This is a genomic window from Brevibacillus fluminis, assembly GCF_003710825.1.
Lineage (GTDB): Bacteria > Bacillota > Bacilli > Brevibacillales > Brevibacillaceae > Brevibacillus_D > Brevibacillus_D fluminis.
In genome coordinates this window covers 137,728-158,541 of record NZ_RHHQ01000012.1, presented here as the reverse complement: position 1 = coordinate 158,541, position 20,814 = coordinate 137,728, and the positions used below count along the sequence as shown (strand labels likewise).

Sequence of the window (20,814 nt, the reverse complement as noted above, 5' to 3'; positions counted from 1 at the left end):
TTCTGTTTTTTCTGCCTTTTCCAGACGCAAACGCTTGAAATTTTACCCATTATCGCATAAGTATGCTTCATTGCTGCATAACTCGAAGCAAACGGTATGATTTCGGCAGTAACTTCTATTTTATGGAACCTTCTTCATCCACGAACGTATCCAAGTGTATCCATACAAAGTGAGGTGCGCTGTTTTGCCCATCGCCAAAGTAAACATGAAGACCTCCAAAGGGACCATCCAATATACCACCAGCGGAACCGGCAAGCCGCCAATCGTTTTGATCAACGGCGGATCGGGTCCCATTGAAGGCTGGATGCACATTTTGCCAGTCATTTCCGAATCATCCTCTGTGTTCGCCTACAACCGTTTTGGCGTCACCGGCAGCGATCAGCCGAAAGAGCCTCAAGATGGACTGACGATTGTAGAGACATTGCGCGAAGCATTGTCCATAGCAGGATTTGAGCCCCCATACGTGCTTGTTGGTCATTCATTGGGTGGGCTGTATGCGAATTTGTATGCCCGCCTTTATCCAAAGGAAGTGGAAGGGATCGTCTTTCTGGAAGCCAGCCATCCCAAAGATATTCATTTGGATCAGTATCAAGGGTCGTTTGTCAAAGCCATCAACAAACTATTTTCAATGTTTGATTCCTTGAATCCGCATAAAAAGTTTTATGAAGTAAATTTTGTGAAAAGCACGGTCGCACACATCGAGAAAATCGCTTCCTTTCCCGCGGTACCAGTATTCGTGATTACAGGTGGCAAAGAGAATCGCATGATGCCCGAGGAAGCTCGGTTAAAAAGAATGGACAATCAGTTAGACTTGCTTTCCTTATCCACAACGAGCACCCACATCATCGCTGAAAAAAGCGGGCATTTTCCTCAATTGACCGAGCCGAACGTCGTCATTGCCGCGATTCAAGCGTGTCTGGAGCAAATTCATGAAGGAAAAAAACAAGCCTAACGCCAACGAACCCAAAATGAAACGGCCTTCATCCCACGAAATGTAAGGACGAAGGCCGCTTGCCTTATGATTCCTTTTTGTCCGGTCTACTTGGAAAGAGCCAGTTCTTTGCTCAGTTCAAGCGCACGGTCTGTGGACGTATGAATTTCCTGAATCAGCTCTGGGTGAGCCATCAGTGATACGCCATACGTTGGAATCATTTCTTTTAATTTCGGTTCCCACTCATTGATCTGCTGCGGGAAGCATTTTTTGATTAACTCAAGCATGACGGAAACAGCGGTAGAAGCACCCGGAGAAGCCCCGAGCAATGCAGCGATCGAACCATCCGCCGCAGTAATTACTTCCGTACCGAATTGAAGCGTACCTTTGCCGCCCGCTTCTGTATCTTTGATAACTTGTACACGTTGACCTGCTACGACCATATCCCAATCCTCGCTTTTCGCGTTCGGGATGAACTCGCGCAACTCTTCCATACGCTGTTCTTTCGATAGCATAACTTGCTGAATCAGGTATTTTGTCAATGCCATCTCTTTTGCACCTGCCGCCAACATCGTTAAGACGTTATTCGGTTTTACGGAAGTGATTAAATCGAACATGGAGCCCGTTTTTAAGAACTTAGGCGAGAAGCCGGCAAACGGTCCGAATAACAACGATTTTTTATTGTCGATATAACGTGTGTCAAGATGCGGCACAGACATAGGCGGCGCACCAACCTTAGCCTTACCGTATACTTTTGCATGATGCTGCTCGACAACATCCGGATTTTTGCACACCATAAAAATTCCGCTTACCGGGAATCCACCAATATGTTTCCCTTCCGGAATACCCGATTTTTGCAACAGATGCAGGCTTCCGCCTCCACCACCGATAAAGACAAATTTTGCTGTATGGCGTTGGACGACGCCATTTTTGTGGTTCTTCACTTTCAATTCCCACAAGCCGTCGCTGGTACGTTTGATATCATCGACACTATGCTCGTATTTGACCTCGACGTTTTTATTTTGCAAGTGGTCAAATAACATGCGTGTTAACGCACCAAAGTTGACATCAGTTCCGGAGTCGATTTTTGTTGCTGCAATCGGCTCATCCGATGTACGGTCTGTCATAACAAGTGGAAGCCATTCCGCCAGCTTTTCTGGGTCATCGGAGTATTCCATACCTTGGAACAAAGGATTGTTTGACATTGCCTCAAAACGCTTCTTCAAAAACTCTACATCTTGTTCCCCTTGAACCAAACTCATATGAGGCAATGGCATGATAAAGTCCTGCGGATTGCTGATCAGCTTGCTGCTTACAAGATAGGACCAAAACTGTTTTGAAACCTGAAACTGTTCATTAATTTTAATCGCTTTGCTAATATCTATCGATCCGTCAGGTTTCTCGCTCGTGTAGTTCAGCTCGCACAGTGCAGCATGCCCAGTTCCCGCATTATTCCACTCGTTGGAACTTTCCTCACCTGCGCTTGCAAGCTTCTCAAACACTGTAATTTCCCAATCTGGTACTAATTCCTTCAGCAGTGACCCTAAAGTCGCACTCATGATTCCGGCACCAATTAAGATAACGTCTGTTTTGATTTGTCTGTTACTCATTTTTACCGTCCTAACGCGCTAGTATTTGAAGAAAAGATGTAGGCGCTCCTGTTTAGCCTTTGACAGCAAACAGGGTGCGACCTAGTTACGCACCTTTTCGAAGAATGTTTACCTGCTTATAGTGTAACACTATTGTTGAGAGATTAAAATATTTACTATTATATGACAGCAAAATCCTGTTTGAAAGCTGATAATATTTAGAAGTCACATACTGTTTCAGGTAGGTTTTGGAGGTTGTCAAGGTATTTGAGGTAAAAAATGTGGAATTTTGAGGAATAAATGAATGCAAATGTAAAGCTGAGTTTTATTTATGTTACAATTATTCACTCGATTCTGCTGATTTATGTCTCCTAATTGCGGAGATTATGTCAAAAAAATCAATCGCTTACTACTGTTTATACTATGATTCTCCCCTGTGTCTTCCAGCGGCAAGTCTAAAGGCCATCCCATCTGGAATGGCCCAATCTTTATGGACGAACATCTGATATTTTAAAGATTTCAATCAGGCTAGTAAAACTATCGCTGGCGTGACCATTCTCCATACCTCGCTTGAAAATTTCCAGAACTACGGCTGGTAAGGCATTGTCGATCCTAGCATCCTCGGTCGTATGAACGACATGCTCGACGCTCGCAAAGCCCATAGCTAGTCTGTCTACATCACCAGGATGCTTGCCCTCATCGAGACGAGACGTGTAAAATTCGATGAATGTTGGAAGCGACGACAACGTCGATGAAGCATATGGCAGAAACTGCTCCGCAGTAATGCCGTTCGCGTTTGCCACAGCAAGTGCGTGTAGGTAGCTAAGCATCGATGTCCAGAATATGTCCATCTGGATCTGGTAGTACAACATGGCTAGTCCAGGATCCTCGCCTCGATAATCGGTGCTGGTGATCACTTCCAGCGTCTCTCTGTGGGCATCGAAAACCTCCCTAGGACCACTGTAAAATGTGAAAGATTCCGACTTGCCGATACCTGATGGCGGAGCCTGTACACCGCCCGTGACATGCCGGGCTCCACGGTCTGCTAGCCACTTTGCCGCTTCGCGGACTTTTGCTGGGGTATCTGAACTCAGGTTGACGAAAACCTTGCCAGACAAGTTTTCCGAATCAGGTCCGAGAATCGCGTACATCACATTGTAATCGGTAAGGCTGAGGATAACCAACTCGTTAGCGGCTAGCGCATCATTAACTGTGGACGCTTTTACAGCCCCCTTCGCCACAAGCTCTTCTGTTTTACTGGAGGTCCGGTTCCATACGGTCACAGCATAGCCGCGTTCAAGGAAAACGCTCGCCATCGCCTGGCCCATCGGCCCTAACCCGATGACTGTCACTGATTTGTGGTTCCTCATTGAAAAAACCCCTTTCTCATGAAATTATGCAAATCATAAAGGATGACACTAGTGTCAATGTCAATACATAAAAAGGCCCCGGAGCAATACTTCATACTCCGAGGCTGCGTATGCGTTTAGATGATTTTCTTTTTGCTTCTCGTAAGTGATATTTGCCGCTCCAGTAATCTTTTCAATCCAAGAAGGGATTCGATATGACGATTCACATGACTTAGCTTCTCTTCATACGTTGCCAGCATTTCATCACAATATTCATATTCATCGGGATCTACCGCTTCACTCTTGAACAATGCTCCGATCTCTTCTACCGTCAAGCCAAGCTTCAAGTACAGTTGAATTGCCCTGACTCTTTCTACGGCTGATTCGTCGAAATCCCGGTATTCGTTCTCCATCCGATCTGCGTGAAGAAGACCTTTGTTTTCATAATGCCGTATAGAACGTACACTGACATTGGATAATCGCGATAGTTCGCTTATTCTCACTTCTTACGGGCCTCCTTCTATGTTTACGATCGCTGGATTGTACGATGAGTTTCATACGTTCACATAAACTTGCTGTTACTTATGATATGGTTCTCCGCTCGTTACTTGCTGGTAAACATATATCGAACGGGGTCATGTGATGCTCATAGGCATTACTAGGTACTCGTTTTCTCCACAAAATCTTTTCCACAGCATTCCCTCCTTTCGTTCAAGCCCAAAAATAGTTGGTGCGGTATACCGCACCGAGATAAAACGAAAAACCAAACAGATGGTCCCAGTAACAGTTTTGCTGTTTTACCCATAGACTGTTGGAGATCTGGTTTATCCATGTCGGCAGCCAAGGGGTGAGGGACAGCAATGAAGCTTCCTGGTCTCAGGTGCTGGATGTTTTGGAGTTTTGGCATATAAAAAAATAGAAATGGTGAGGTGAAAAAAGGATGAACAAATGGGAAGCATATAATGCTCTGAAAGAAGATGAACTAATCAATTCCCATTTACCGGAAACTCGATTGATGACAGAGGAAAACCTAATGGAGTTACTTACAAAATATGGTGCAGTCATTCTGAAACCTGCTGCCGGGAGTGCCGGTCGTGGCATCATTACCATTTCTTCTGAAGGAAACGAGCGTTTGATGGTTCAGGTTAAATTGACAAAAAAAGTCGTAACACGTGATGATCTCTTTTCCTACTTAACACGGGAAATATTAAAGGGTTTTGCCCAATACATTGACAGTGGGGAAGTAAATAAAATTCTATCTGAAACATATATTGTTCAGCACCGGATTCCTTTAATGGAGATAGATCATCGCCCCTTTGACATCAGAGTAATGGTACAACGTAAGAGTGAAACTCCATGGAAAGTGACAGGAAAACTAGCAAAATTAGCAAACTATGGTTTCGTCATAACCAATGTAAACCTTGGGGCAACCATACTCCCCGTTGAGACAACCGTTCAACGTTCCTCCTTACAGAACCTTTCACTACAATCGCTTCTATCCGAGTTAGATCAAGTAGCACTACGGGCTGTAGAGCGACTTCAATACAATTATCCAGGTATTCGAGTCATTGGATTTGATATGTGTTTTGATACGCAGGGGAAGGTGTGGATCATTGAAGCCAATAACTCACCGCATGATAATATATTTCTTCAATTAGAAGATAAAACCATGTATGAGACAATGCAAAGCTACAAATAAGGGATACGATATCGTATCTTCCTGTAAAAGGAGAGATTATCTATGGATATTGGCATGATTATCGATCTAATTAAAAGTGTGCCGGAAGATAAATTCAACGACGATGAAACAATAAAAACAATAATGGATCTGGCTGCAAAAAAATCGGGAAAAACTTATACGGAAGACCAATTAAACAAGTTACTCCAACAGTTCAAGGAAATTGCTCAAATGGGAACTGACGCATCTATAATTCCTTGGTTATTATACCGAGGAGGAAATACGGATCAGATCGATGAGATCAAGAAAAAATTCGATTCTTGCTAATTGATGTCTACGACTTCAGGGGCTTACAGTCAGGACAACTAGGGTTGACATTTTAGCAAGCGTATTCTCTTCAATAAAATAAGGAGAAGCCCTCAAGCCTCTCCTTCTCCCCAAACCCTACACCTTCCCCAAAAACCCTTCCATTTTCTCCAACAACCGCGCCCATTCCACCGGCTTCGTATCGAAATCATCACACCCCGCCTGTATCGCCCGTTCGCGGTCGCTTGCCATCGCATGCGCCGTCAGCGCGATGATCGGGATATGGCGCGTTTCCTCCGCTTCCTTTAACCGGCGCGTCGCATCCCAACCATCCACAACCGGCAGGCTCATATCCATTAGGATCAAATCCGGCGCCTCCGTACGCGCCAGGTCGATCCCTTCCTGTCCGTCGACCGCCATGATGACATGGTAGCCTTTACGCATGAGACGGCGGGACAGCATGTCACGGTTCATTTCATTGTCTTCGACAAGTAGTATCTTATTCATGATTCACCCCTTCATGCTGCTGCGAGTTGCTGTCATGCATCGCTCGCGTCAGTTCTTCCGCGCCTGTGATCAGCTGGCGTATTTCCTGCAGAAGCGCATTGCGTTCGAAATTTCCTTTTTGCACAATATTTTTCACATAGCCGTTTAGGCGCAGCCGCTCTTCATCCGTGATCGTTTTGGCGGTCACGACGACGATCGGGATGGCCCGCCATTCCTCCCGCTTCCGCAGTTGGGTCACGAATTCGAATCCGTCCATCTCCGGCATCATCAAATCGAGCAAAATGAGCTGAGGCACCGACTCGGCGACAACGTCAAGCGCAATCTGCCCGTTGCACGCATGGGTGACGCGATAGCCTTCCTTCTCCAGCATTTTTGTCATCATTTGGCTGGTCGTTACGTCATCCTCGATCACCAGTACGGAGTTGTCCCGGCGCTCTGGCACGTATTTGTCCAACACCGCGATCAGGCGCTCCCTGTAAACGGGCTTGGTCAAAAACTCGGATGCGCCCAGCGCATAGCCCAAATTTTTGTCGTCGGTCATGGAGATCATCACCACGGGGATGCCGGCCAGCTCGGGATCGTTTTTGAGCGTAGTCAGTACGGTCCACCCATCCATCCCGGGCATCAGCACGTCGAGCGCGATAACGGTGGGTCGCAGCTCTTTGGCCAAGCGTATGCCTTCGTGGCCATTTTTGGCTACCGCGACCGTCCAGTCTTCCTTGCCGAGGTACCGTTTCATAAGCTGTAGCATCGCCATGTCATCGTCGATCACCAATAAGGTGCTTGAGCCTTTGACCAGCATCTCGGTCTCTTTCGTATCCGCCAGTACGTGGATATCCTGCTCAATCGTAGGTAGCCAGATGGTGAACGTGGTCCCTTTACCGAACTCGCTTGCTACCTGGATGTCCCCGCCCATGATTTGGCACAGCTTCTGGCTGATCGCAAGCCCGAGCCCGGTGCCGCCGTATTTGCGAGTCGTTGACGAATCGGCCTGCTTGAACGCTTCAAACAGCCTGGCCAACTGCTCTTCCGTCATCCCGATTCCCGTGTCACGCACCTGAAAGCGAATCCCCTGCTTCCCTTGCCGCATTTCATACTCGGCGGAAAGCAAGATGGTGCCTTCCTTCGTAAACTTACACGCGTTGCTCAGTACATTCAACAAAATTTGCCGCAGCTTGGTGACATCGGTCTTCATGATCCCCTCGGGGAGCTCGGATACGTCGAGCTGGTTGTTGTTCGTCTCTACCAGCGGACGGACGGTCGTCACGACATCGCGGACAAGGCTTGCAATCTCGCAGCTTTCCAAATAAATGTCCATCTTGCCTGCTTCAATTTTGGACAGGTCGAGAATATCGTTGATGAGCGCGAGCAAATGCTTCCCAGCCGTGTTGATTTTGTCCAAATCGTCGGCAAAAGCCTGCTCGCCCATCTCTTCCGCCTCTTCCTTCAGCATTTCGCTATAGCCGATGATCGCATTCAACGGCGTCCGCAGCTCATGGCTCATGTTGGCGAGGAATTGACTTTTGATTTGATTGGCTTCCACCGCTTCATCGCGCGCTTTGGACAGCTCAAGCGTGCGCTCATTGACCAATTCTTCCAGCTGGTCGTTGAGATGGCGCAGCTCTTGGTTCACATAGTAGATTTCTCGCGTTTTTTCCTCCGCAATTCGCTCAGCTTCCTTGCGTGCTTTTTTTTCGCGCTCCAGCTGTCGGCGGAGCATGTCAAGCTCAGTCATTGGCGGTTTCCTCCTGACGCGTCAAGACAAAACGGGTGCCTTTACCTTCCGGAAGATCCTCACGCACAAGCCCCATCGGCTCCCCGTAATGCGCAATGCAGCCGATGATCAGTCCCTCCGCCAAATCGGCGAACGGCCGAGATGAACGATACGTCATGACAAGTGTCCCCTTCCCAGGAGTTTCATACGTAAAAGATGGGAGCTCGGCGTCCGGATACAGCTTGCGAACCTCGACGTGGATGTAGCTGTCGACGTTTTTCAAAAAGCAAATGGCTGAGCTGTTGGTCGCGATGAATTGCGGATGCATCTCGTTTAGCTGGCCAAACAGGTACTCGCCGAAGGTGCGTACCAAATCCCCTGCCGGGATGCCAGTCCGCTCGCTCAATTGCCCGACAAGCGCGATCATCTCGTTGTGGTGATAGGTCCCGACACTCGTATAGCTGCCGCCGGAGGGCAAATCGGATGCTTGGATGATCTGATCGGCGACGTTGAGCGAAAATTTACTTTCGACCATTTCCAAAAATGTGGTGAAAACCATGCCTCTCATTCGTGAACACCTTCCAATTAGTCTATTGATGTTGCGGGTGTGCCTTCCATGATCGCAAGGAAAGCGTCCACGACACGCGGATCAAAATGCGTTCCGCTCTGCTTTTTGATCTCTTCCAGCGCTTCGTCGACCGTCCACGCCCTCTTGTAGGGTCGCTCATGGGTCAACGCATCGAAAAAGTCGGCAATTGCCACAATCCTCCCGGGGAGCGGAATCTCTTCTCCGCTCAAACCGCACGGGTAGCCAGTGCCATTCCACTTTTCATGGTGTGTGAGCGCGATGGTTTTCGCCAGCTGCAGGACCGGAAACAAGCTTCCCTCCAGGATGGTCGCCCCGATTTTGGTATGCATTTTCATCTGTTCGAACTCTTCCGGGGTAAAGCGGCCCGGCTTCAGCAGGATGCCGTCCGGTATGCCGATTTTGCCGATGTCATGCAGCGGCGTCGCCATTTCAAGCATGTCCACCTCTTGTGGCGTCATGCCCAGCGCAGCGCCCAGCTTGCCCGCGAGCTGGCCAACCCGTAGCGTATGCTGGCCAGTTTCGTCATCGCGGAACTCAGCGGTCCGGCTCAATACTTGCAAAATTTCCTTCTTCGCCTGCTCAAGCTCGAAGGTGCGTCTCCGTATCCTCTGTTCGAGGTCGTGATTCTGATCCTGCAGCTGCAAATGATAGAACCGCGTCCGCAGAAGATTTTGAATGCGCAGCACCACTTCCGTCCGGTCGAAGGGCTTCGTCAAAAAATCATTTGCCCCTTCATGCAGCGCCCGTTTTCGGGCATCCTGGGTCACATCAGCGGTCAACACCAAAACCGGGATATACTCCCCCTCCTGATTCAGCTCCTTGATCTGCTGAAGCGCTGCGAATCCGTCCAATTCCGGCATATGAAGATCGAGTAGAATAATATCCGGCTGCACTTCGTGAAACAGGGTTTGCAGCTGCAGCGGATTGGTCGTACTGTGCAAATTGGTATAGCCAGCCCTGCTCAATATGCGCTCTAAAAGGCTGATATTGTATTCCTGATCGTCGATAATCAGAAACGAGGCGTTTTGTCTCCAAGACTCGTTCATGCCTGTCTCACTCCATCTTTTGCTTGTCCCAAGCTTTTCGGCAACCTCTCAACCCCGGTTGCACTTATACTGTATAAGAAAAAATTGGCATACTTCTTAAAATTTTACCGATGTGCGTAAAATTTTGTCAATGCTCCAGCATTCGACGCCGCATCTAAAAAAAACGACAGGGCCAAACTCCACGTGTATAGGAAAAACCCCCGCAATGACAGCGGGGGTCATGTCTATTTCCTTTACCCGGTTTTTCCAGATTCTACACTTCCTTCGGCAAAACAATTCCGCGGTAAAGTCGCACGGTAATGAAGTAGTAAACGGCGTAAATAAGCAGGAACACGGTGAGTGGAAGCCAGATGCTCACATACGGGTCAAGCAAAATGAACGAGAAGAGATTCATGCCGACAAACACGTGCACAAGTCCGATGATCGCTGGGAAAATGAACAGCAGGAATAGCTCCTTGTAAATGGAGGCGACGAGCCATTCATTGCGCACCCCGATCTTGCGGAGCATGCTGTAGCGGTTCCGGTCTCGCGTCGCACCGGACAAAATCTTGAACATCAGGCAGCTTGCCATCATCGCCAGGAAGGCAATCCCTAAAAAGAAGCCCATGAACATCGTACCGCTGGTGAATACATAGATCGCTTCGTAGTTGCCGTATTTCGTCGAGAGATATGGGTTTTCTTCTCCCGTTTCGAGCGTGACCAGCGCTTTTTGGCGCTCATCCATCTCTTTAAACGCGGGCTTATATTTTAGGAAATCATCCACTTTGGTCAAGAGCAGCGTGTGTTCTTTACCTTTGACACCGGCATAGGCTGCCTGACCAACGATGCGGATCGCTTTTCCGTCATACAGCTTATAGCTGGTTGAGAATTCGTTCGAGAGCGCTTTTTGCCACTCCTTCGGAAGCTCCTCTCCCTGCTTCTCCTTTTTGTCCTCATACATGCTATAGGAATCGGCGGGCAGCTTGGCAGAGACGCGCGTCGGTTCATTATTTTCGATGTACATCTCCTTGCCGGTGTTTATGATGAGCGGCGGGTTTGCGAGCAGCTCGTCTTTTTGATAATAAACGGCTTTGTCATCCGTTTTGTAATGATACGTGCGCTGCTCCTCGACAGTCATCTTTTTCATCGCGGCGTAATCTGCATCGACTGGATCGATCAAAGTACTGTCATAGGCGTGGCTCAGCTCAGCCATCATGCCAACATTTTTTTGGAACGCGAGCCCGCCAGCCATCGCACCTACGCCGAGGGCGATCAGCATCGTGACGGTGCCGAGCACTTTTGTTAGGTTGTTCACCCGAAAACGGAGCTGCGCGAACGTAAAGGCATTCAGCTTTTTGTCAGTAAGGCTGCGGTTCTTTTTCAATGCATTCAAAAAGACAGGCAAAAGCGAAATGAAAATCAGATAGGTGCCGATCGTAATCGTCACCGTCGCGATGACGAAGCCCAGCAGCTGCAGCTCTTTAATATGAATCAGCACATAATAGCCGACTGCGGTCAAAATTAGCCCAAGCGCCGCTACGACGATGGTCAGCGGTCCTTTCGCCTTCACCCGGTCGTTTTGCTGCTCGGCTGTGATCAAGTTCAGCTCGGTCGTGCGGGCAAGCTTAATCGCATTGACCGTCGATGTCAGCAGGAACAGCACCAGGAAAAATATCGCTGTCACCAACAGGGACGGCATGTAAAACGGCTGATAGCCTTCCGGCGCGATTTCCAGCTGACTCATCAACAGGCGACCGACACCGCTGGAAAGCCCGACTCCCACGATGCTCCCGATAACCAAGGAAAGGATACCGACAGCGAGCGTCTCCAAAAACAACAGCTGGCTTACCTTCCCTTTTTTCGCCCCGAGCATCATATACATGCCAAGCTCCTTACGCCGCAGCGACAACAGGAATGAATTGGCGTAAAAAATGTAGAAGAACGTGATAAACGCCAGCAAAAAGGCACCGACATAAAACACGAACTGAATCGCCGAAATGACGGAATTGCTTTCGATGAACGCTTTATTCATCGCGAGCGTCTGAAACATATAGAAAATCGAGATCGAAATGACGAGACCGATCAGAAGCACCAGATAGTCTTTCATCATTTTGCGCATGCTCGCAAGCGAAAGCTTCAATAACATGTCCCTTCCTCCCTCCTAGTGCACATCATGCGATGCACCAAGCTCGGCAAGGACATCCAGAATTTGTTTGAAGAATTGTTGGCGATCAGTCGTGCGGTGAATTTCCGTGTACAAATCGCCGTCCTGAATGAACAGGATGCGCTTGCAGTAGCTCGCGCTGAATGCATCGTGCGTGACCATCATAATGGAGACATGGTGGTTATCGTTCAGATCGGTCATCGTTTCCAGCAAGCTTTTGGCGTTTTTCGAATCAAGGGCGCCCGTTGGTTCATCCGCGAGTAAAATCGCTGGATCATGCACCAACGCACGCGCCGCAGCAGCCCGCTGCTTTTGCCCACCCGAAATTTCTACGGGGTATTTATTCAAAATGCCTTCGATCCCGAGGGTCTGCGCCACTTTTGTCACCTTGGCCCCGATCTCCTTGGAAGAGACGCCCTGCAGTGACAGGGGCAGCGCGATATTTTCATAGACTGACAGATTTTCGAGCAGATTGAAGTCTTGGAAAATGAAGCCGAGCTTCTGCGAGCGAAAATCTGCTAGATTGCCCTGCTTCATCGTAGTGATGTCCGTCCCCGCAATTTGAATTACCCCATCGGTTGGCCGATCCAATGTAGAGATAACGTTGAGCAAGGTCGTTTTGCCCGAGCCGGACGGCCCCATGATCCCTACGAATTCGCCTTCTTGTATCGTGAGCGACACGCCTTTTAGCGCATGGGATTGGCTTTGGCCGCGTGCACCGTAAATCTTTTGAACGTTTTTACATTCAACCACTGCTGATTTCATTGATTCTTCCTCCGCTTTTCGTTCGTTTTGCATGTATTTACTGTACCGGGTTCGCGGAGGAGGAGCCATTGATCTAGCTTACATTTACCTTTCATTCTTGTAAGAAAAGAGAAAAAATGAGGGCTTTATTTCACCGAAGGCTGCTCGCTGATCGGCTGGAACGTGACGGAAAACGTTGTCCTGCGCATGCAACTTTCTTACGGAATGAACAGAATATTAGGTTGAATGGATGAAATAATTTGTGATTAAATGGATGAATAACAAATTTTAACCAGTATGGTCACAAATCCCTTCCGATGACCAGTGACCACCAGGGGGCCAATGAAAAAAACTTTCCTGCTTTCTTCTCTTCTCCTCTTCATCATCGGCATTTCTCTTTTTCTGAATGACAGATCAGCAGTAACCCCTGTGGCTGCGATCGAGCAAGTACGTACATCTGTCGGCCAAATTTATGATGAAATTGATCTGGCGAATGGGAAAATGGTCTTCTATGTGAGGGGCGATAACCAGATGATCAACGCAGAGTATGTGAAAAAGACATGGACGGGCGGCTGGAAGTGGGGATTTGGCGGCGGGCATTCAATTCCCCCGCTGCAAAAGGATGTTCTCGACACCGAACATGACTGGACCGATCAATATTTCCCCAGCACAAAAGGAACGCCATTCGATTTGCCTTCACCGATGCTATTCGGCGTCATCCTCACCAACGACATCCAGACGATCCGCGTTCAGAGCGAACGGACCAAGGAAAGCTTTGATGCACACATCCTTTCCAACGACCTATTTCCCTTTAAACTCTGGTATGTCCTTGTACCGGAAGAACAAGGTGTGAAATTTACACTTGAAGCGCTGTCCAGCGCGCAAAAGGTGGTAAGCGTCAAAACGAGCGACTGGCAAATCCATAACGAATAAGCGACCTATAGACTCCCAAAAACCCGTTGAAAAAAACGTTGCCCCGATGGACAACGTTTTTTTATCTGTCAATTTCCTTCAAGCAAGACCGGCAATGTGCCGACAGACTCTTGCTCCCCTGCCAAAACACTGGCAAGCGACTCCAGCGCGAGCGGGCTGCTTTCATATGTGGCCACATACGTCCCGATCTGCTTAGCAGCTGTCGCGTCATACGGATTGCGCAGCGCTACGGCCACCAGACTTTTTGTTCCATGCAAGGTGGTGAGCAGCTGCAGCAGCTCCAGCTGTGCAGGGTAGTTTTGCGCATTGTAGGTGGCGACAACCAGCTGTTCCGCTTCTTTGCTCTTTGCCAACACGGCTTCCATCTCTGCAAGTGTAGGGTTGGCGTCAATACGCATCTCGATGACGCGATACCCGTAGCGTGCGAGCTGTTCGCCAAGCGACTGAGTTGTTTCGATTCGCTCATCCGCACCGGTCGTGACGGCGCTTTTCGGATAAATGACCAACACGTTCTCCTCTTTTTGCAGCGGAATCAAACGCGCTTCATCCCGTACAACCGTGATGCTTTTCGCTGACAGTGCTTTGGCGCAGGCGATTGCTTCCGGCCGTTCCAACTGCTCCTGCGAGCCCACCCACGATAAGGACGGAGGCATAACGCCCCGCTTTTTCTTCATGTGCAAAATCCGGCTGACAGAGCGGTCGATCCGCTCCTCCGTCAGCACGCCTGCCTCCACCGCCTCATGCAGCGCCCGTAGAGCGCCTAGCTGTGCGGCATAGGTATGGCTGATCAAGATGATGTCGGCTCCCGCCTCAACGGCCATCACTGCAGCCTGTTCGGTTCCAAACGTATCGGCGATGGCCTTCATTTCCATGCAATCGGTCATGATCACACCCTCAAATCCCAACTGCTCGCGTAAAAGACCTGTTAAAACCGGCTTGGAAAGTGTGGCCGGGAGGGTGTCATCGATTGCGGAAAACAGCACATGAGCCGTCATGACGACATCCGCCCCACACGTGATCGCCTCAACAAACGGAACAAGCTCCCGCTCGCGCAGACGTGCCAAATCGTGTGGAATACTCGGAACGGCCAAATGAGAGTCGACCGACGTATCGCCATGTCCCGGGAAATGTTTGATGACAGGGACGATTCCCGCTTCCTGATACCCTTCGATTGCCGCAGCGCCCATTCGCGCCACCCGATGCGGATCGCTGCCATACGAACGCACCCCAATCACCGGATTGCGCGGATTGTTTTGAATGTCCAGGCATGGCGCAAGATTCATGTTGATTCCCAGATGACGCAGCTCGCCGCCGCTGATGCAAGCCAGCTGTCTGACTGCGTGTTCGTCTCCCGCAGCCCCGAGCGCCATCTGCCCCGGAATTGGCGTAACGCCGCTTTTGATTCGCGTGACCATGCCACCTTCCTGATCTGTGGCAATCAAAAGCGGAATGCCGTTCGTCGCGATGGCGGCCTGCTGCAGCGCGGAGGACAATTCGTGAATTTGCTTTGGCTCAACCACATTCCGGGTAAAATAGATGATCCCGCCCACATGCTGGCGCGTGATCAAGGCGCGCAGCTGCTCATCGCATGTTTCGCCATGAAAACCACACATCACCATCTGCCCCAATTTTTGCGCCAATGTCATCTGTGAAAGCTCCACGCTTGCCCGCCTCCTCTAAAAGCCCTGTTCGATTGCCCGCTGAACGAATCCGTCCGTTTGCGCAAGCAGCTCCAAAGCACGCTCGCGGTTTACGCCGCAGCGATGCATCACGATCGCTACCTTGGGATGCCCGCCCGATCGGCTGAAAAGCTCCTCCGCCTCTTCCCGCGTACAATCAGCAGCGGTTTGAATGATCCGCTTGGCTCGCTCCGTTAGCTTGGCGTTGAGCGGCTGCATGTCGACCATCAGGTTGTCATACACCTTGCCCAGCTTGATCATCGCCGTCGTGGTCAACATATTGAGCACCAGCTTTTGCGCTGTTCCCGCCTTCATCCGCGTCGAGCCGGTTACAACCTCTGGCCCGACCTCAACCGTGATGTGCATGTCCGCATAGTCATTGATGACGGCCTTCCGGTTGCAGGCGAACGCCACCGTGGCCGCTCCCCGCTTCCGTGCCTCCTTCAATGCCCCGATCACATAAGGCGCTCCACCGTTTGCCGTAATACCGATGACAATATCGCTTGCGGTCACTTGGTTTTGCGCCATATCGGTAATTCCCATTCCCTCATCATCTTCGGCGCCTTCGACCGAACGAAAAACCGCTTCCTGCCCGCCGGCAATCAATCCTCTCACCATCTGCGGGTCTGTGCTGAACGTAGGCGGACACTCCGAAGCATCAAGCGTCCCGATCCGTCCGCTCGTTCCCGCGCCTACGTAGAACAACCGCCCCCCTCGCTTGAAGGAAGCCACAATCTTCTCGACCACCGCGATGATCTCAGGGATTGCTTTCTGCACTTGCAAAGCCACGGTCTGATCTTCTTCATTGATGATCGTCAAGATTTCTTCCGTTGATTTTTGATCCAGCTGCTTGGTTCGCTCATTCCGCGATTCGGTTACTAGCTGATCCAGATCTGTCATAATGGCTCCTCTCGAAAAACCCATTCAAAATGAAGTCTTATGGAATTCCTGTCGCACAACATGGCGTGTCTCACGCAGATAGTGCACAGATTGCTCGTAATTTTGCGCCGCTACGCCCATGAACAAAATATCGATGATGTTCAACTGGGCGATGCGCGACGATGTCGCCGCACTGCGAATATCCGATTCCCGTGACACAACTGGCAAGCAAATATCAACGAGGTTGGACAGCGTATTGTTGCCAAAGCGGGTAAGCCCGATAGTCGTCGCCCCCAGCGCCTTCGCCTCTCGGATCGCCGCGATCACTTGCCTCGTTTCGCCGGAATAAGAGATTCCGAACGCTACATCGTCCTTCGTCAGCGTCACGGCTGCCGTCAGCTGCTGGTGTGAGTCGGCGAATGCAGTGCAGTATTTGTTGATCCGCATGAATTTTTGCTGGGCATCAAGCGCAATCAGCTGCGATGCGCCGACACCGAAAAAATCGATCCTTTTTGCCCCGGTGAGCGCCTCGACCGCGCGCTGGACGCTCTTTTCATCCAATATTTTCAACGTCTCGCGTATCGAATAAATGTTATTGATGGACACCGACTCGATCAGCGTCGGCAAGCTATCGGACGAACGGATCTCCTTGAAATCCTCATCCGTCTGCGCGGATAGCTGCAAATCGCCGGCGATGCGTATTTTCAGCTCCTGAAAGCCATCGAGTCCGAGATTTTTGCACATCCGCGTGATGGCGGCCTGGCTGGAGCTGCTCTTTTCCGAAAGCTCCTTAACCGACAGCCGGACGACCTCCGCCGGATTTTCCAATATATAATGGGCAACATTGCGTTCTGCAGGCTTGATTTGTAGAAGCCCTTCGCGGATGCGCAGCAGTCCTCCGTTAAGCATGCTCTGTCTCCTCCCCGCCATCAGCTCCAGCCAGTTCCTTGGCAATCCGGACGGCCCCTTCCACAGGAGAACCGTACGGCTCTTGAAAAACGCCGAGCTTTCGCACCGTAATTTGTTCTGCAAACCGCTCCTTGATGAACGGACTATGCGCAAAGATGGAGCCTGCCACAACCACCGGGTAGTGTTCCTCTCCGTCAGCGTGTCCCTGCATCTGGACACGCAAGCTTTCTATATGAAGGATCAGCTCATCTGCGGCCTTGGTCAAAATGCCGATCGAGACGTGATCGCGTGCTTCCGCTGCCTCGATGACCAATTTCGCAAATCGGGCAATCTCGCTTTTTTCCAAAGAGTTCGTGTACAAATAAGGAATCAGCTCCTGCGGGTCGGCCAGCTGGCAAAGCTCAAGTACGGTACGGGTCAGCAACGTCTGCTCTCCGCGCCGATCATACGCCCGGCAAACCGCCTGCAAACCGGCGAGGCCGATCGCGTAGCCGCTCCCCTCATCGCCCAAAAGATGGCCCCAGCCGCCGCTGCGGTAACGCTTACCGCCCGCATCCACCCCGTATGCCACCGAGCCAGTTCCTGCGATCGCGATGATTCCTGCCTTTTGTTCCGGCGCGAGCGCACCGCGCAAGGCGATGTCAGCATCATGCAGCACGAGGCAGGGGACATTCGGACCGATCCCTTCTTTCGCCAGCATCGCCCGTACAGCTGTGTCCACCTGCTCCTGCTCCTGCGGCCTTCCAGCTCCAGCTACGCCCAGGCAGATCGCCTGTATCGCACCAAACGACAGCGCCATTTCCCGGAGCGCTTCTTCTAACAGCGCGCGCACCGTCTGCGCCAGTCGCTCGTAGCCTGTGATCAGCGGATTGCAGCCCGCTCCGGTGACCGTCACCGTCTTTCCTGTCTTCAGACAAGCCAGCATGCACTCCGTTTTCGTCCCGCCTCCATCGATTCCCGCTACGACTCGCATGCGAATCCCTCGCTCTCTGTTTCACTCAGTTGACGTCCTTGCTATATTTCGCATATTGTTTCCAGCTGCGGTAGCCCAGCTTTTCATAAAAAGAGACAAGTGTGGTCCAGTCGATCACGATGCTGGTCACACCTCGTTCGCGCAAAAAAGCGATGCCCGCCTGCACGACAGCCAGTCCGTAGCCCTTCTGGCGATGTACAGGATCGACGCCAAGCGGACCGATTCCGCCATACGACTCGCCCATCAAATCTGCCCAGTATACATTTTGGGCAATGAACGGGGAGTGTGCATCATTGATCCGGCAAAACCCGATGATCTCGCCCTCTTTCTCCAGCACGACGAACTCCCTGCCTACGCCGCCGCGCCGAAAATAGTGAATCGCTTCATATTCCCAGCGTCCTGGAAAGCAGCGATGCAGAAACCGCAGCAATGCTTCCTCATCCGCTCGCTCAACCAACCGGAACCGCGCGTCTGCAAACGTCGGCACTGCGAAAGGCTGCCCCTCCTCATACCGACACAGCAGATCGTTTTCGAGCGGCTCCGTCAACGTGTAGCCTTTGTTCTCGAACCAGCTTTTTACTTCAGGCGATTCTTCAGGAATCCCTGGAAAGTAGTGATACGGATCGCGACCAAGCCAAATTTTTTGTGCGCCTTGCGCGATGAGCGCCCGCTCTGCTCTCGCCAAAAGTTCACGCCCAATGCCTTTGCCACGCTCGTTTTGGGCGACAAGCAGCACTTGAATCCAGCCGATTCCTTTGCCTAATCGCACCGACATCCCTTGCTCCTGCCAGCTCTTTGCCACGACGAAGCCGATTACGCGATCTGTATGAGCATCGAGGGCAATCCACGATCCGCCCGCCAATACATTGGCGTCCTCAAAGCTGTTTTGCGCAAATAGCTCCTTGCGAATCGGAAAGCGCTCCCCCAGCTCTTGATTCCAAAACTGGCACAATGCGACCAGATACGCTCTATCCCACGCTACCACTTTCATGCTGCCCACCAGCTTTCTTACATCCTTACGATGCTTCCACTCATTTCAGCCCCGATGTTTTGGAGCCTTCCACAAAATACTTTTCCGCAAACAAGAACACGATCAAGATCGGAACCAGACTGATCAAAGCACCTGCGACCAGCAGCTGGTCATTCGTTTTGAACTGCCCGGCGAGCGACATGATGCCAACCGGCAGCGTGAATTTTTCTTCGGACACCAAATAAATTACCGGTGACAATATTTCGTTCCACTTGCCCATGAAGGTGAATACGGCGAGGGTCGCCATTGCCGGCTTCGCCATCGGCAAGTAAATTTTCCAGTAAATTTGAAACGGATTGCAGCCATCGAGCTTCGCCGCTTCCTCGTATTCCGCCGGAATGCCGAGAAACGCCTGGCGCAGCAGGAAGATGGCGAACGGCTGACCCAGCCACTCCAAAAACCAAAGCGGAGTCAGCGAGTCGACCATCCCGAGGTTTTTGAAAATGATGAACTGCGGGATGATCGTCACGATTCCCGGGATCATCATCGTGCCAAGCACGATCATAAACAGTGTATCGCGAAACGGAAAGCGCAGCCGCGCAAACGCGTAGGCGATCATCGAGCTCGACAAGATCGCCCCGATGACGGACAAAATGGCGACATACACGCTGTTGAACGTATAGGCATTGAAATTGGCCTGCTCCCACACCTGCGTATAGTTGCTCCAGCGCACCGGATCGGGCAGCCATTCCGGTGGAAACGCCATGTATTGCTTGTATGTTTTCAGCGAGTTGAACACGGTGGTCAAAAACGGAACGATCATCACCAGCGTGCTGAAAATAACGACGATGTAGCCCAGCAGCTTGCTGTAGGAAAATCGCTTGCGCATGGCCGCCTCCTTTCAGATTTGCCTTGTGCCCACTCAATCATAGTGAACCCATTTCTTCTGCAGCTTGAATTGAACCAAGGTGATGAGGAACAAGATGATGAACAGCACCCAAGCGATGGCCGAGGCGTATCCCATCTTGAAAAAGCTGAATCCTTCGCGGTACATGAACAGCATCAGCACCAGCGAGGCGTTTTTGGTACCGCCGGTGGACGCCGCTTCGGACGATGCGCCCGTCATGACGAAGATTTGCTCAAAGTTTTGGAACGAATAGATGGTGTTGAGGATGATAACCAAAAATGTTGTACCGGAAATCATCGGAACGGTGATTTTCCAAAACTTTTGCCACGCGCTCGCGCCATCGATGCTGGCAGCCTCATACATGTCGGATGAAATCCCCTGCAAGCCCGCTAAAAAGATCACCATCATATAGCCGACGCTTTTCCAAATCGCGACCAGCACCAGCACCGGGATGACCCAGCGTTCATCAGCGAGCCAGTCTTGCGGCGCGAAGCCGAACTTAGCCAAAAGCGCATTGGCGAAACCGATCCGCGTATTGAAAATCGCATCCGCGACATACGCGATCACCGTCCACGACGAGATGACCGGCAGGAAGTGGGCGATGCGGAAAAACTTCAGCCCCTTCAGCTTCTGGTTCAGTGCGACAGCGAGGATCAGCGCCAAAAACGTTTTGGCCGGCACGTAGAGGATGGTGAAGTATACGGTGTTCCACAGCGCCTTGTAAAACAGCGGGTCCTGGAACAGCTTCTCGTAATTCGCAAGTCCAGTCCATTCCGGTGGATTGAGCATGTCATAGTCAGAAAAACTGAAATAGATTGAAGCAAGCGATGTGCCCAGCACGAAAACAATGAAGTTGAGTAGATAAGGGGAGACCATCAAAAGCCCCCATCTCCCCTCACTGTCCAACCACTTTCGCTTTTTTTTGATGACAGGCTGCGGTCGTCCTTCCTTTTCAAGCTCAAGCATGG

At 50.7% G+C, this 20,814-nt stretch carries 20 protein-coding genes and 1 pseudogene; 5 read left to right on the top strand and 16 right to left on the bottom strand.

The window, feature by feature from the left end:
* The first annotated feature begins 184 nt into the window (after positions 1-184).
* Positions 185-952, top strand: a complete 768-nt coding sequence (locus EDM56_RS14980; protein WP_246009393.1) for an alpha/beta fold hydrolase — start codon at positions 185-187, stop codon at positions 950-952.
* Between the two features lie 86 nt (positions 953-1,038).
* On the opposite strand, the gene EDM56_RS14975 is transcribed toward EDM56_RS14980, so the two are convergent.
* The 3 genes from EDM56_RS14975 to EDM56_RS14965 form a co-directional block, all read right to left on the bottom strand.
* Positions 1,039-2,541, bottom strand: a complete 1,503-nt coding sequence (locus EDM56_RS14975) for a malate:quinone oxidoreductase (protein WP_122918703.1) — start codon at positions 2,539-2,541, stop codon at positions 1,039-1,041.
* A 467-nt stretch (positions 2,542-3,008) separates the two neighbouring features.
* Positions 3,009-3,890: an NAD(P)-dependent oxidoreductase gene (locus EDM56_RS14970; RefSeq protein ID WP_122918702.1), complete on the bottom strand. Its 882-nt coding sequence runs from the start codon at positions 3,888-3,890 to the stop codon at positions 3,009-3,011.
* Between the two features lie 116 nt (positions 3,891-4,006).
* Positions 4,007-4,372 (bottom strand): MerR family transcriptional regulator, encoded by a 366-nt coding sequence (locus EDM56_RS14965; protein WP_122918701.1) that lies wholly within the window; start codon positions 4,370-4,372, stop codon positions 4,007-4,009.
* Between the two features lie 309 nt (positions 4,373-4,681).
* On the opposite strand from EDM56_RS14965, the pseudogene EDM56_RS31860 reads away from it, so the two are divergent.
* The 3 genes and pseudogenes from EDM56_RS31860 to EDM56_RS14950 form a co-directional block, all read left to right on the top strand.
* Positions 4,682-4,770: pseudogene (locus EDM56_RS31860) on the top strand (phosphoenolpyruvate phosphomutase); the annotation flags it as partial.
* Positions 4,771-4,809: 39 nt separating this feature from the next.
* Positions 4,810-5,568, top strand: coding sequence for a YheC/YheD family protein (locus EDM56_RS14955; protein ID WP_122918700.1), 759 nt, complete (start codon positions 4,810-4,812; stop codon positions 5,566-5,568).
* A 42-nt stretch (positions 5,569-5,610) separates the two neighbouring features.
* Complete coding sequence (locus tag EDM56_RS14950; RefSeq protein ID WP_122918699.1) at positions 5,611-5,874, top strand: hypothetical protein; 264 nt, start codon at positions 5,611-5,613, stop codon at positions 5,872-5,874.
* A 117-nt stretch (positions 5,875-5,991) separates the two neighbouring features.
* Here the strand turns inward: EDM56_RS14950 and EDM56_RS14945 are convergent, their stop codons facing one another.
* The 6 genes from EDM56_RS14945 to EDM56_RS14920 form a co-directional block, all read right to left on the bottom strand.
* Positions 5,992-6,360, bottom strand: a complete 369-nt coding sequence (locus EDM56_RS14945) for a response regulator (protein WP_122918698.1) — start codon at positions 6,358-6,360, stop codon at positions 5,992-5,994.
* On the bottom strand, positions 6,353-8,095 hold the full coding sequence (locus EDM56_RS14940) for a hybrid sensor histidine kinase/response regulator (protein ID WP_122918697.1): 1,743 nt from the start codon (positions 8,093-8,095) through the stop codon (positions 6,353-6,355). Before EDM56_RS14940 ends, EDM56_RS14945 begins: the two co-directional genes overlap by 8 nt.
* On the bottom strand, positions 8,088-8,642 hold the full coding sequence (locus EDM56_RS14935; protein WP_122918696.1) for a heme NO-binding domain-containing protein: 555 nt from the start codon (positions 8,640-8,642) through the stop codon (positions 8,088-8,090). Before EDM56_RS14935 ends, EDM56_RS14940 begins: the two co-directional genes overlap by 8 nt.
* Before the next feature lie 17 nt (positions 8,643-8,659).
* A complete protein-coding gene (locus EDM56_RS14930; protein ID WP_122918695.1) occupies positions 8,660-9,709 on the bottom strand; it encodes a response regulator in 1,050 nt (349 codons plus the stop codon).
* Between the two features lie 253 nt (positions 9,710-9,962).
* Positions 9,963-11,834, bottom strand: coding sequence for an FtsX-like permease family protein (locus EDM56_RS14925; RefSeq protein ID WP_122918694.1), 1,872 nt, complete (start codon positions 11,832-11,834; stop codon positions 9,963-9,965).
* A gap of 15 nt (positions 11,835-11,849) precedes the next feature.
* Positions 11,850-12,617 (bottom strand): ABC transporter ATP-binding protein, encoded by a 768-nt coding sequence (locus tag EDM56_RS14920; RefSeq protein WP_122918693.1) that lies wholly within the window; start codon positions 12,615-12,617, stop codon positions 11,850-11,852.
* A gap of 321 nt (positions 12,618-12,938) precedes the next feature.
* Between EDM56_RS14920 and EDM56_RS14915 the strand changes: the two genes are divergently transcribed.
* Positions 12,939-13,529, top strand: a complete 591-nt coding sequence (locus EDM56_RS14915) for a hypothetical protein (RefSeq protein WP_122918692.1) — start codon at positions 12,939-12,941, stop codon at positions 13,527-13,529.
* Positions 13,530-13,597: 68 nt separating this feature from the next.
* Here EDM56_RS14915 and nagZ read toward each other — a convergent pair whose 3' ends face one another.
* The 7 genes from nagZ to EDM56_RS14880 are packed head-to-tail and all read right to left on the bottom strand — an operon-like array spanning position 13,598 to position 20,812.
* Positions 13,598-15,190, bottom strand: coding sequence for a beta-N-acetylhexosaminidase (gene nagZ, locus EDM56_RS14910; protein ID WP_246009392.1), 1,593 nt, complete (start codon positions 15,188-15,190; stop codon positions 13,598-13,600).
* Between the two features lie 15 nt (positions 15,191-15,205).
* Positions 15,206-16,108, bottom strand: a complete 903-nt coding sequence (murQ, locus tag EDM56_RS14905; RefSeq protein WP_122918691.1) for an N-acetylmuramic acid 6-phosphate etherase — start codon at positions 16,106-16,108, stop codon at positions 15,206-15,208.
* A gap of 24 nt (positions 16,109-16,132) precedes the next feature.
* On the bottom strand, positions 16,133-16,996 hold the full coding sequence (locus EDM56_RS14900; RefSeq protein WP_122918690.1) for a MurR/RpiR family transcriptional regulator: 864 nt from the start codon (positions 16,994-16,996) through the stop codon (positions 16,133-16,135).
* On the bottom strand, positions 16,989-17,969 hold the full coding sequence (locus EDM56_RS14895) for an N-acetylglucosamine kinase (protein ID WP_122918689.1): 981 nt from the start codon (positions 17,967-17,969) through the stop codon (positions 16,989-16,991). Before EDM56_RS14895 ends, EDM56_RS14900 begins: the two co-directional genes overlap by 8 nt.
* Before the next feature lie 25 nt (positions 17,970-17,994).
* Entirely contained in the window at positions 17,995-18,960 is a 966-nt protein-coding gene (locus EDM56_RS14890) for a GNAT family N-acetyltransferase (RefSeq protein WP_122918688.1), read from the bottom strand.
* A gap of 40 nt (positions 18,961-19,000) precedes the next feature.
* Entirely contained in the window at positions 19,001-19,828 is an 828-nt protein-coding gene (locus tag EDM56_RS14885; RefSeq protein ID WP_122918687.1) for a carbohydrate ABC transporter permease, read from the bottom strand.
* A gap of 33 nt (positions 19,829-19,861) precedes the next feature.
* On the bottom strand, positions 19,862-20,812 hold the full coding sequence (locus EDM56_RS14880) for a carbohydrate ABC transporter permease (protein WP_122918686.1): 951 nt from the start codon (positions 20,810-20,812) through the stop codon (positions 19,862-19,864).
* Positions 20,813-20,814: the final 2 nt, after the last annotated feature.